Source organism: Fibrobacter sp. UWT2, assembly GCF_900142545.1.
Lineage (GTDB): Bacteria > Fibrobacterota > Fibrobacteria > Fibrobacterales > Fibrobacteraceae > Fibrobacter.
Window position 1 is genome coordinate 233,786 of sequence record NZ_FRBF01000001.1, and the last position, 13,332, is coordinate 247,117.

The following is a 13,332-nucleotide window of genomic DNA, read 5'->3' on the forward strand; positions in this document are numbered from 1 at the left end:
AAAAGGAAAACGTCATGAACAAGTTTTTCACGGTTATATCTGCCATTGCCTGCGCTGTTGCGCTTTCTGGCTGCAATGAGAAAAAACAATCCCTGCATTCGGATTATTCATTCGATAGGGTAAAGGCTTCTGGTATTTTGGTCATGGGGCACATGGGTGATTTCCCTCCCATGGTCTTTACCGATAAGGACGGCAACGTCGTGGGTTTCGACGTGGACCTGGCGCGTGAAGTTTGCTCCCGCTTGGGAGTGAAACTTAAATTGCACTTGATTTCTTGGGCCGACAAGGAAAAGGAATTGTACAATGGAAATATAGACTGCATCTGGAATGGCATGAGCGTTGATAGTGCTCGTGCAGCGGCAATGAACTTGAGTGATCCGTACCTTACCAACAGACTCGTTTTCACGGTAAAGAATAAGTCCTATAATAGCCTGGATTCCTTGAAAGGCAAAAAGATTGGTGTTCAGCATGCATCGACTGCTTGGTCAATGATTGAACAGTCTGAAATTAAAAAGGATGTCAAGGAAATCGTGCAGTTTGAAACTATGAACCTTGCGCTGGACGCCATGGTGCAAGATTCTGTCGATGCCGTGTTTATGGATGAAGTCGCTGCCAAGTACTGGAATGTCTTGAACAATAAAAAATATGCCATTTTGGAAGATGGCGTGTTCAATGAGTTTTATGCGGTCGGATTCCGCAAAGCTGACAAGGCTCTCCGCGATACAATAAATGCCGTCCTTGCTTCGATGAAGAAAGACGGCAAATTCGTTGATGTTACGGTCAAGTGGTTCGGTAAGTAGTTACCGGTACTGAGCGCTCCAGCGGCGCTTGAAGCGGGGCTCGTCCAGGACTTTAGCCCAGATGAATCCCTTACGCACGTCGGTAAGGTTTTTAGTCGAAACAAGGGGTGCGCGGCGCGGTGCCTGTTCGGTTCCGCTCACGACATCATTTCCCATGAATGCTGCGGCGGATTCGCGTGCGGCCCTGGCGCGATCTTCGAGAGCGTTCAGCTCACGCTGGCGCTCCAGTTCCTTGCGGCGCAACTCGTCCATTTCGGCTTCGTGATGCTCGCGAGCGGCGGATTCCCTTTCTTGCTCGGCTCGCTTTTCGTGGAGCAGCAAGTTGTCGAGTTCTTCCATGTCGTGCACGAGTACGTCGCAGTCGCCTTCGCCCATGTCGCGGCCCACGATGCGGTGGGCTTGCAACTCCATCAGCATTTCGGCGGCCCTGTTTTCGTCAACATCGAATTCTTCCATCAGAAATTCCAAGTTGATAAAGTCCACCTGGATGACGACTTCGGCGATGTAACGAAGCGAAACGGCCTCTTTGCTTTGGATTATCCTGCGTTTTTTGACAGGTGGTGTTGCGGGCTCGATGTTCCCTTGTGCCGCCTGTTGCTGGGCGTTTTCGAACTGGCGGATTAAATCCTGCAACGAGCGCGGAGGGTTGTACCCTTGCGCCTGTTCTTCGGATTCGTCCAATTCGTCATCATCAGGCTGGTATTGCGGCGGCAGCTGTTGTTCACGCTGCTGTTGTTCCCTTCGGTTTGCCGCAACCTTTTTAATGACGATATCGAGAACCCATATCCCTATGAGAATGAGTAGTCCTTCCATGGTTACTACTTAGTCTCCGGGGCAGCTCCGATTTCTTTTCTCATTTGAGTATCGGCTTCGATATTCTTGAGGTTGTAATAGTCCATTACGCCGAGCTTGCCGTCGCGAAGGGCAGATGCCATCGCCATCGGAATCTGGGCTTCGGCTTCGACGAGCTTGGCCTTCATTTCCATGACCTTCGCCTTCATTTCCTGTTCGGCGGCGTATGCCATGGCGCGGCGTTCTTCTGCCTTTGCCTGGGCAATCTTCTTGTCGGCTTCGGCACGGTCGGTTTCGAGGATAGCGCCAATGTTCTGGCCCACGTCCACGTCGGCGATATCGATCGAAAGAATTTCGAATGCGGTTCCGGCGTCAAGGCCAGAGGCGAGCACCTTCTTGGAAATCATGTTCGGATTTTCCAGCACGTCCTTGTGGCTCTTTGCAGAACCGATAGAAGAAACGATACCTTCGCCCACGCGAGCGACCACAGTGTCTTCGCCTGCGCCACCCACCAACTTTTGGATGCTTGCGCGCACGGTAATGCGGGTCACGGCATGCAGCTGAATACCGTCGAGAGCCACAGCGGAAACCTTCGGCGTTTCAATCACCTTCGGGTTCACGGACATCTGCACGGCTTCGAGCACGTTACGGCCGGCAAGGTCGATGGCGGCAGCTTCTTTAAAGTCCAGCTTGATGTTTGCCTTGTTTGCGGCAATGAGTGCCTGGATCACGCGGAGCACGTTACCGCGGCTCAGGTAGTGGGCTTCAAGCAGGTTCGTGTCGACCGGGAGACCTGCCTTGCAGCTAAGAATGCGGGCTTCCACAATCACCTGCGGCGGAACCTTACGCAGACGCATACCGATGAGTTGGAAAATGCTCACGTTTGCCTTGGAGAACAAGGCCTGCAGCCAGAGGCTGAAGAACTTGCCGATAAAGGCGAGCAAGATGATAACGGCAATCGCCGCGATGATGATTCCAACGATTAAAAGAGTGTCCATTTGATTTTCTCCATTTTTTGTTTTCTTTTCGTAATATACATAATTTGAGTAAAGAAAAGATTTATCTTTGATATAAGAATATTTGGACAAGGGAGGAACCTGGTCATGTATAGACTTTTTTTCAGAATAGTTGCATTTTGTGCTTTCATGGCTTTTGCCTGTTTATGCCTGAACGCCTGTCTCGAAGACGGAGGCTCAAGCAGCGTTGCAGCGAATGATGCTCCACAGAAGGAGAACGACTCGGATAAGGACAAAGATGGTTCAAAAGATCCGTCTGATTCGTCTATGTTCGCTGAAGTAAAATGCCCCGAGGTAACCTCCAAGTCGCAGTTCCTGAACCCTGATATTGACTATGGTGAAATGACCGATGAACGCGACGGCCAAGTTTACAAGACTGTGCAGATCGGCAATCAAACTTGGATGGCGGAAAACTTGAATTATGCTGCTGATCGTTCCATGTGCCCAGATAGCCTGGAAAGTAACTGCAAAATTTATGGCAGGTGGTATACAATGTCAGGTTCGTGTCCAGAAGGTTGGCATCTCCCTAGTGTTGCTGAGTGGAATGTACTCCTCAGATCAGTTGGTAAAGATGACAAAGTTGATGCTGCGATGCTGAAATCAAGGTTCGGCTGGGCTGATGGAAAACAAGGGGTGGATGCTTTTGGTTTCTCGGCGATGCCGATGAGTAAACGGAATTGTTCCCAGGTCTTCTTTTTGACTTCTGATTACTATGATAACGAAAATACGGGTGAACGGAGTTGCATAGCGTTTAATTATCGAGCCGGAGCTTATTATTACAATAACGAAACCTCTGTTACGGGTTGGTTTATGGGCTATTTCAATGAAGTTACTAGGGGTGTTCCCGTGCGATGCCTGAAGGACGGGAGTGGTCCTTACGAGAAATCTTTGCTGAATACCGAAAATCTCGCTTTATGGGATAAAGCAGACAAGAAAGATTTTTTCAATCCGAAAGTCGAGTATGGAGAAATGACCGATGAACGTGACGGTCAGGTTTACAAGACCGTGAAGATCGGTAATCAAACATGGATGGCGGAGAACCTGAACTATATCTATGCGGTAGATTCGCTTCTTAAGGAAGAAGGTGTATGTCCCATCTATTACGGCAACGATTATGTTTTTCCTGACGGCTTTAAAACTTGTGATTTGTATGGGCGCTTGTACCCGTTTGGCGCCGCGATGGATTCAGCTGGAGTCTTTAGTGATGACGGTTTGGACTGTAATGGGTTAGTGTGTAAGCCAAATGAACAGGTCCGTGGAATTTGTCCTGAAGGTTGGCGCTTGCCGGGTGACAGTGATTGGGATACCTTGCTTGATGCCGTAGGGGGTGCAGATGTTGCTGGCAAAAAATTAAAATCGCTAACGGGGTGGTTTTACGACGGCAATGGTTCCGATGAGTATGGTTTTTCTGCGAGGCCTTCTCCCGATTTGAGCGGCAGTAACAATCATACTCATGTTGGTTTTTGGAGCGTCGGCTCTCATCTAAACGGAAGGTATTTTAGTTTCTATAGCGATGCCGTTTATCAGGGCGCCGCAGATAAGTTGTACATTCGTTGCATAAAGGGGTACACTCATATTGATGATCCGAGCAGGTATATTCCGGGAATCTTGCCTTCCGAGGTGGAGGAAGGGTCGATGACGGATGCTCGTGATGGGCAAGTTTACAAGACCGTAAAAATTGGCGACAAGACCTGGATGGCGGAAAACTTGAATTACGACTACCAGGTGGGAGATTCCGTATCGATATATGGTTCTGTTTGCCTCACCGATAGCTTGGGAAACTGTGATTCTTCTTATGGCCGCTATTACACGTGGCCTGCGGCGATGGATTCGGCGGGAATCTTTAGTGACGGAGGCAAGGGATGCGGCTTTAGTGAATTATGCAACCCGAAGGGGACTATTCGTGGAGTCTGTCCGGAAGGTTGGCATTTGCCGGATACGACCGAATGGAACGCATTGTTCTCGGAACTGAACTGTGTTGAGGATGGTCAAAATAATTGTGGGCCTTTATTGAAATCTTCCCGGGATTGGGTGTCCCGCGGAGGTGGATTTGATTATTATGGTTTTACGGTTTTGCCTTCGAATATTGCAGATTGGCGTCAAGATTATACCAAGGAATGGTTCTTTGAATCGGTTCGAACTGCCCGCAATAATGCCCAAATTTGGCTGTCAAATGAATCGGAGAAAGACGCGGCGATGGTTGCTGAATTCACTATTTACAAATTTGTCCGTTTTTCGAAAACCCGGAAAAAATACGGGGTGTCAGTCCGCTGCGTGAAGGATTAACTTTATCCTTCCATTTCGCTGTGGGCAACGCTTACCCAGATGTGCCCTTCTTGAATGGCGGTCACTTGAATGCGGGTGCTTGCTTCGATGATTTCGCCGTGGGTCTGCACGTCAAACAGCTTGCCGTTGATGAGCGCTTGGCCCACTGGGCGCAGGAACGTTTTCGCGATGCCTTCGTCGCCGACAGAAACTTCTTGTACAGCTTCGGTGGGCGAGGCTGCGGTTTCAAGGTCGGTCTTGAGCATAGGCGTCCAACCTTCGGGCAAAAGCGGAATCAGGTACTTGCTTGCGGCGATCGGGAATACGAGCGCGATTGCCGCACAGCTTAACATGTAGAGTAGCCCGAGTAGCCAGGGCGTGGCGTCGAAAGTTGTCTCAATGGTTTCGGGGACGTATTCGGGCATTTCCGAGGGCTCGAACGAAAGCGCGAGTGCGAGAATCATGCACACGATACCGCCGATGCCGAACAGGAACGTTCCCGGCATCACGAAGATTTCGACCAGGAACAGCACCACGCCGGCCACCAGCAGAATTGCCGGAATATAGCCATCGAGCTGCGGGGCGAACTGTCCGAGGAACACGATGCCGATGAGGATGATGCCGATGATACCGAACAGGCCGAATCCCGGCGTCTTGAATTCGATGTAAAGCGCGCCGAAGCCGAGAATCAGGAGGAGGCCGGAAATCGCGGCGATGGCCGAGGCGATGTCTTCGCCGAGGGTGGTTTCGACTTCGCTCCTGCTTTCGATGGCGAGCTTGGTTTCAAATTCGTCGCGGCTCTTGAAGGTGCCCTGCGAGAATCCGAGTTCCTGCGCTTCCTTGTCGGTCATGGTCAGAAGTTCGCCTTCTTTCACGAGAATCTTCGGGGCTCCCCAAAAAGCTTTGTCGGCGCTGTCGAGGACGCTGTACTTGGAGCCTTCGATAATGAGCGTAGTGTCGCGCTGAGATTTTTTACCCTTGTCGAGCGTGGCGGTGAGTTCAAGGACTTCGAGTTCCGGCGTTACGAAGGCGGAACTCAGGAGCTCCGGATAACCGTTACGCTGGGCAAGGTTTCTGAACTTGGCACGGAGCGGAGACTGGATTTTTTCGCCGACGATTTGCGGAGTGCCGTCACCACCTTGTACGATGGGGGCGCAGTCGCCAATCGTAGTGGCTTCGAGCATGTAAAGTTTTTGGCAGGCGAGCGCGATAAGACTGCCCGCACTGATCGCTTTCTTTTTTACGAGCGCGATAGTGGTTGGGCCTTTGACGGCCATAATGGTGTCCACTAGGTCGAAGGCTGCATCGAGGCGGCCGCCGAAGGTGTTGATTTCAAAGACGATGTAGTCCGGGTTTTCCTGGAGCGCGTCATCGATGGCGCGGGCGCAGAAATCGTACATCGACGGTTCTACGTCGCCTTCCAGCTTAATCCAGACGGCATGCTTTTTAGTTTCCTGGGTAATGACCGAATCGGTTGCCGTTTTGGCGGAATCGACCGGGGCGATTGATGTGGTGTCGGCGAAACAGAATGCCGCAAGCACCAAAAGGGTAGAAAAAATACGCTCAAACAACTTCATACCTTCAATATATGAAGATTTTAGCCCCCAAAGTGCGGATTTTTGCGAAATTTTGAGGGTTTTTAAAATTGCTTTAAATGATTTTGAGAACATTGTGAATTGTAAAATCTTCAAAAATATCAAATAAATATTGATTTTTGTATTGCTTTTGTTGGGTTTTGAGTGTATATTTTGAGAAGAAATTTGAGAACATTTTCAAAAGGGATGGATGAATATGGTTTCAACAGGTTCCAAAATGGTTTCTAGGGTGGCGCTTGGTGTTGCGTTGCTCGGATTTGCCGGGGCTTATGCCCAGGTGACGCTCAGCTCTGCCGAAGGCTGGCTCGAATCGGCATTTGCCGAATGGGCTTCTGACGGTTCGGACAGCTACAATGTTTACTATTCGGGCGCTGGCGCAAGCAATGTCAAGGTAGACGGCCAGCTCGTTCGCAAGTACGGCTCCAAGTACCGTGTCGACGTGGTCGGTCTCAAGGCCGGTAGCTACACGCTCAAGGTGGCCTCCGTCAAGGGCGGCAAAGAAGGTGCTTCGACGACTTCGAAGTCCCTGACCGTTAAGGCCCATGATCGCGCGGGCTTCGCTTTTAGCAACGGCCATGTTCCGGGTGCTTACAAGACCGATGGTACGCTCAAGAGCGGCGCCGTGGTTCTCTATGTGACCGAATCGACCAAGAATACCATCAAGCTTGATGTGGTGACGAGCAGCAAGGGTGCTGTAACGGAATGCGTGGGCCTCCAGAATATCTTGACGGCGTTCAAGAAGGGCTACGATACGCGTCCGCTTGCCATTCGCTTGATTGGCAACGTGACCGACCCCGAAGTGACCGACAAGGGCGACATCTTGATTGACATGGGCAAAAAGGAAGGTGGCGCCATGACGATCGAAGGTATCGGTAACGACGCTACGGCAAACGGCTGGGGCATTCGTATCAAGAACGCTTTCGATGTTGAAATCCGCAACATCGGTGTTATGAATGTCGATTCCGACGAAGGCGACAACATTGGCCTGCAGCAGGATAACCAGTACATTTGGGTGCACAACTGCGACTTCTTCTACGGCCATGCGGGTAGCGATAAGGACCAGGTCAAGGGCGATGGTGCCTTGGACTGCAAAAAGTCCACCTACGTGACCTTCAGCTACAACCACTTCTGGGATAACGGTAAGTCGAACTTACTCGGCCTTTCCGAAGGTACGACTGACGGTCTCTACATCACTTATCACCACAACTGGTACGACCATTCCGATAGCCGCCACCCGCGCGTGCGCTTCTACAGCGCCCATGTGTACAATAACTACTACGATGGCGTGGCCAAATACGGCGCCGGTTCTACGAAGGGCTCTTCCGTGTTTATGGAAGCGAACTACTTCCGTAATTGCAAGTACCCGATGATGACGTCTATGCAGGGAAGCGACGTGTATGCTGGCGGCACCACTCGCGATACCAAGAACAATCCGACATTCAGCAGCGAAGATGGCGGTACGATCAAGGCTTATAACAACCACATGGAAGGTTCTTACACGTTCATTCCGTATGGTGCAAGCAAGTATGTGCTCAAGGGCTCTGAAACGGCTGCTGGCTCCATCGATACCAAGGCCGACTTTGACGCCTACGTGGTTTCTAGCCGCAACGACAAGGTTCCGAATACGGTCAAGTCTTATGCCGGTGCGAATACCTACAACAACTTCGATACCGACAATTCCGTGATGTACAGCTACACGGCGGATTCTCCGGCGCAGGCCATGGCGAATGTGCGTGCCTATGCAGGCCGCGTGCAGGGTGGTGATTTCAAGTGGACCTTTGACAACTCGGTTGACGATGCCGCTTATGAAGTGAACCAGAAACTGAAAGACGCCCTGATGGCTTACAAGGGCAGCAACGGCGAAGTCATGGAATATGCAAGCTCCAGTTCTGTGGCGCCGGCATCCAGCAGTTCCGTGGAATCGAGCTCTTCTGAACAGTCTTCTAGCTCTGAGGCGAAGTCTTCAAGTTCCGAAGCCAAGTCCTCTAGCTCCGAAGAGGTTTCGTCTAGCTCTGAAAAGTCGAGCAGCTCTGAGGCTTCGAGCAGTTCTGTCGAAGAATCGTCTAGCAGCTCCGACACGACGCCCCAGGCGATTGCCGTTAAGATGCAGGTTGCTTCTCCGATGCGCTATATTGCAAGCGGTGCCCGCCTCGAAATTTTTGCTGAAAATGTCCGTCGTTTGGATATTTTCGCTGTCAATGGAAATGTCGTGAATCTCTCGACCGAAGCAGTATCTCAATCCAGCGTAGACTTGAGTAACCTTAAGCCGGGAGTTTACCTGGTGCGCCTGGTGGCGGGCGGCAAGGCCTACCAGCAGACGATCGTAAAGAAATAGAATGTAGCATAGTTCCGTTCAGGAAGTCAGAGGTGTTTGGTCCTGAACTGGAACTTTGTGTGGAGTAGCTCCCGGGCGTGCACGCCCGGGAGCTTTCAATTACTCTTGCCAAAAATCCCTACTTTTATTACCTTTCTGCACATGAACATGATTCTGGATCTACGACTTATTAACCTACTAGGACGTTGCGCTGGAGCGCAAGCCGGTTTTTAAGCATAGGTTCAAGACGATTTTAGAGTTTTAACCCAAGGATTTAAACCATAAGGCCCGCTCCAATGAGGATGCGGGTTCTTTTTTTAGGTCAAATTTCTATTTTTTGAACGTAAAAACGAACTTGAGCCTTGTTGGACAGGCAAGGAGATAAGGAAAAAATGAGCGAAAATACGAATGCAAGACAACCCTTCTTCTATGACGTAACACTGCGCGACGGTAACCAGGCGCTTCCGAAGCCCTGGAACAATGCGCAAAAGAAGGATGTTTATCTTCAGTTGCTCAAGCTGGGCGTGCAGGGTGCCGAAGTCGGTTTCCCGGCATCTTCTGAAATGGATTTTGAATCTTGTAAGGAACTCGCGCAGCTCACTGCGAAAATGGCCGAAGAAGGCGACGAAGTCGCGAAGCGCATCGTGGTCTCTGGCTTGGCCCGCTGTGTGGAAAGCGATATCCAGCGCTGTTGGGAAGCGGTGCAGTACGCTCCGCATCCGCGTATCCATACCTTCCTCGCCACAAGCCCGCTCTCGATGGAACATGTGCTGCACATGACGCCGGAACAGGTGAAGGAAAAGGCGGTGCATTGCGTGAAGTTTGCAAAGTCGCTCGTGGGTGACAAGGGTGATGTGGAATTCAGCGCTGAACATTTTGGCGACTGCCTCGAAAACATGGATTTCGTGATTGACGTGCTGAAGGCCGTGGTCGAAGCCGGCGCGACGACCATCAACCTGCCGAATACGGTCGAACGTTATCGTCCGTTCCTGTACGTGAATCAAATCAAGCAGGTGTACGAAGCCCTGCCGAAGAATATCACGATTTCTGTCCACTGCCACAACGACTTGGGTATGGCAACGGCTGCGACCGTCGAAAGTTTCTTCGTGGGTGCGACCCAGCTGGAAGTTGCCCTGAATGGTCTCGGTGAACGTTGCGGCAACACGAACTTCTACGAAGTCGCAGTCGCGCTGCATAACTCCGGCGTGAATACGGGCCTGCACATGGAGCGCATTTACGAAACGGCCATCCTGATTTCCCAGTGGTCGGGTATCAGTATTTACAGCCGCGCTCCGTTGATTGGCGCCGAAGCGATTGTGCACCGTAGCGGCATCCATCAGGATGGCGCCTCCAAGACGAAGGACATGAAGAAGGGCGCCTACCGCCCGATCGACTACTCGATTATCGGTCGTCACCAGAACGATTCGCTCAGCTTCACCAGCCAGAGTGGCCGTACCGCCGTTTATGAAATCATCACGAAGTTCGGCTACAAGATGTCTCTTGCCGAAGCCGCCGAACTGCAGCCGATTCTGAAGGCTTGCAGCGAAAAGGAAGGCGAACTGTCTGCCGAACGCGTGCTGGATGTGTTCCGCGAACATTTCGTGAATGTAAACGGCCGCCTGATTTTCAACAACATCGAAGTCGTGCCCGACGAAAACCGCTTTATCTTCCACTTCAAGAAGGATGGCGAATCTTTGGTGAAGTCCGTGACGGCCGAAGGCCCGATCGAGGCGGCCCTCATGCTCATGCGTGAAATCGGCATGCCGGTGGAACTCGTGAAGTACCGCCAGCTCGTTGTGCCCGAAAAGGATAAGATGTGGGCGGGCCGAGGCCTCAGCCGCATTGTGCTGAAGGCGAACAACGTTGAAGTCGAAGGCCGCGGTGTGTCGAGCGATACGCTCAAGGCAAACATGCGCGCTCTCTTCGGTGGCGTGAACCTGCTGTATAAGAAGGTGTAAAATTCTTTGCCGGGTATTTTTACCCGGCATTTTTTATGGGATGAAAATTAGGAGGTTGCATGCTTTTAATTGTAGCTCTTTTGCTTGCCGCAAGCTTTAGCTTTGCTACTGATTGGGTTGATGTTGCCGTAAAACCCAAACTCGTCGAATCTAGCGGAGATTCTTATTATGAGATTTCTTCTGCAAAGGAACTAGCTTGGTTTTCGAAAGAAGTCGCTTCTGGAAAAACGGGTATTAATGCCGTTTTGAAGAATGACATTGTTCTCTGGAATCCGGCTTCGGGTGATACCAACTATTGGAATCCGATTGGTCCTTCGGACTCGCTTGCCTTTGAGGGTACTTTTGACGGTAACGGAAAAACGGTTGCTGGAGCGCATTCTGTTTACGAAGAAAGAAACCTGGACACCTTGGTGAATGGCTTTTTCCGCTATGTGGGTGAGTCTGGAGTTGTGAAAAATTTGACGTTGAAACAGTCTTTTATTAAGACTGTTTACGCGGGTTCCGATACCATTACGGATACTTCTGCAGAAGACGCTGTAGCTCCTCAGTTGTATTCTGCGGTGGGAGGAATTGCAGGCTACAATAAGGGCTTGTTGCAGAATGTTTCGTTTGTCGGAGATTCTGTTGTTGCCGCGGGAGATTCCAAGGTTACTTCTGGTGCGAGAACCGGTAATATCTACATTGTCAACTATATCGCAGGCAATATCGCTGCTATAAATGATGGGGTTATTGACGGCTTTGAATCGGATGCGCAACTCAATGTCCGCAACAGAGGTATAATGAGCCTTAGCTTTAATATTGGCTATGCAGGCGGCGCTGTCGGTATAAATAGGGGCTCTGTCAAGAATGGAGTGAATCTCAAATATGTGAATTTGCCGAATATAGGCTTTGCTGGCGGTATTTGCGGCTATAATTATGGTTCTATCGAAAATGTTGAAAATAGGGGCATTGTCTATAATAACGAAGGTAGTGCGGGCGGTATTGCCTCATATAACTTGGGGACAATCAAAAGGGCTGTCATGACAACTTCGATAAGGGGCTCTGCGTCTTATACGACTTATGGTGGTGGCGTTACTGCGTATAACAATGGCTATATAACGGAAAGTGGAATGTTCCAGACGAAAAATTCGAACATCACGGTGAATAAAAATGCACAAGAATATCAGATGATGGGCGTGTCTATTTTGCCGGCGGAAGGAACGGCTGGCGGCGTTTCTGCGACGCAAGGCCCGCAGGGGGTTATAGAAAATTGTGGCGCGGCCGTATGGATCGTGGGTGTTGGTGTTTCATCGACTACCAAGTCAAGGAATATCTATGTCGGAGGTCTTGTGGGACTAGATTCTGGCTCTGTCATTGGATCCTATGCGGCAAATTCGAATCTTCTTCAAGGCGACAAATATAAGCCGATGTATTATATAGTGGATTCAACAAAAAAACACAGCTCGAACCATTATGATTCGACTTATCTGTCTGTTAAGTTTGATGACGAAAATGCGGGGTTTCCGACTTCGACGATGCGCTCCGCAAAGTATGCCTGGCTTTTAAATACCCAAATGGGGTCTGCAAAGAATAATGGTGTGTGGACCTACGATGATTGGTATCCGCTTATTGCAAATATGGATAAAATACCTACATATCGGGTTGTTCGCTATGTGAATGAAGCTGCTTATGATACGCTTTATACGAATTATCTGGGGCATGCTATTTGGAATGATCGTATTCCTGAAGGCGATAATGGAAAATCACTTGCTTATTGGGCTTATCGTAATGGGAACTCGTTTGCAAAAATTACTGATCAGCATATATTTAAAAGTGATACCAGTATTTACGCTGTTCTTGATGCAAAGGAAAACCTGGACTTTACGGTGACCTTCTTGGATTATAATGGTGTTGTTTTACAAGAATTAAAAAATATTCCTTATGGAACGGTTCCTCAATATTCTGGACCGGAATTATTCCGCGATTCTACTGGATTAATGCGTCGTTACACGTTCAAGGGGTGGAGCCCTGCTGTAACCGAAGTGCATTACAATCAGGTTTATAAGGCTCTTTACGATTCGACTTACAGAAAATACCAGGTTTCCTATAGTGCAGTTTGCCTTAATCGAGATTACAGTAGGCAGGATACTTCTATTTATGGAAATGAAGCGCATTTGTGTGGCCGCTATTATCCCGGCAGTTGCACGGATTCGTTAAATGAATATGTTTTTAAAGGCTGGAATGTAAATTGTGATTCGTTTGCCGTTCTTTCGGATACGACAATTTATGCCGTATATGATACGATTCCTTTGTCAAGCTCGTCTTCTGAAAAGATTAGTTCGAGTTCCTCTGTCGAAGAAAAAAGCTCCTCGTCGAAAACTGAAACGATTCAGCTGCCTTTGGCAAGCGTATCGCTGAAATACTCGGTGGAAAGAGGCTGGATCCATGTTTACGGGTTGACTGCTGGAGTGCCTGTGACGCTGTTTGATGTGCAGGGTAATCTGGTAAAGCGAGAAATGTCAACGGGTAGTAACTTATCTATTGCGCTTGAACGCCGAGGAATGTATATTTTGAGGTATATGGGAACAAGTTACAGGGTCTTTGTTCCTTAAA

At 49.7% G+C, this 13,332-nt stretch carries 8 protein-coding genes; 5 read left to right on the forward strand and 3 right to left on the reverse strand.

Going from position 1 to position 13,332, the window contains the following annotated elements; genetic code table 11:
* Window positions 1-14: 14 nt before the first annotated feature.
* A complete protein-coding gene (locus tag BUA40_RS01015; RefSeq protein ID WP_072797462.1) occupies window positions 15-800 on the forward strand; it encodes a transporter substrate-binding domain-containing protein in 786 nt (261 codons plus the stop codon).
* Here BUA40_RS01015 and BUA40_RS01020 read toward each other — a convergent pair whose 3' ends face one another.
* Both BUA40_RS01020 and floA read right to left on the reverse strand, forming a co-directional pair.
* Window positions 801-1,613: a hypothetical protein gene (locus BUA40_RS01020; RefSeq protein WP_072797387.1), complete on the reverse strand. Its 813-nt coding sequence runs from the start codon at window positions 1,611-1,613 to the stop codon at window positions 801-803.
* 5 nt (window positions 1,614-1,618) lie between these two features.
* Window positions 1,619-2,590 carry a flotillin-like protein FloA gene (floA, locus tag BUA40_RS01025; RefSeq protein WP_072797389.1) on the reverse strand — a complete coding sequence of 324 codons (972 nt, stop codon included), beginning with the start codon at window positions 2,588-2,590 and terminating at the stop codon, window positions 1,619-1,621.
* A 105-nt stretch (window positions 2,591-2,695) separates the two neighbouring features.
* On the opposite strand from floA, the gene BUA40_RS01030 reads away from it, so the two are divergent.
* A complete protein-coding gene (locus BUA40_RS01030; RefSeq protein ID WP_072797391.1) occupies window positions 2,696-4,894 on the forward strand; it encodes an FISUMP domain-containing protein in 2,199 nt (732 codons plus the stop codon).
* 2 nt (window positions 4,895-4,896) lie between these two features.
* On the opposite strand, the gene BUA40_RS01035 is transcribed toward BUA40_RS01030, so the two are convergent.
* Complete coding sequence (locus BUA40_RS01035) at window positions 4,897-6,450, reverse strand: NfeD family protein (RefSeq protein ID WP_072797393.1); 1,554 nt, start codon at window positions 6,448-6,450, stop codon at window positions 4,897-4,899.
* Between the two features lie 208 nt (window positions 6,451-6,658).
* On the opposite strand from BUA40_RS01035, the gene BUA40_RS01040 reads away from it, so the two are divergent.
* The 3 genes from BUA40_RS01040 to BUA40_RS01050 all read left to right on the forward strand — a co-directional run bounded on the left by BUA40_RS01040 (window position 6,659) and on the right by BUA40_RS01050 (window position 13,331).
* A complete protein-coding gene (locus BUA40_RS01040; RefSeq protein ID WP_255369147.1) occupies window positions 6,659-8,803 on the forward strand; it encodes a pectate lyase family protein in 2,145 nt (714 codons plus the stop codon).
* Between the two features lie 371 nt (window positions 8,804-9,174).
* Complete coding sequence (gene leuA2, locus BUA40_RS01045; RefSeq protein ID WP_072797395.1) at window positions 9,175-10,740, forward strand: 2-isopropylmalate synthase LeuA2; 1,566 nt, start codon at window positions 9,175-9,177, stop codon at window positions 10,738-10,740.
* Between the two features lie 59 nt (window positions 10,741-10,799).
* Window positions 10,800-13,331, forward strand: a complete 2,532-nt coding sequence (locus tag BUA40_RS01050; protein ID WP_072797397.1) for a hypothetical protein — start codon at window positions 10,800-10,802, stop codon at window positions 13,329-13,331.
* Window position 13,332 lies beyond the last annotated feature (1 nt).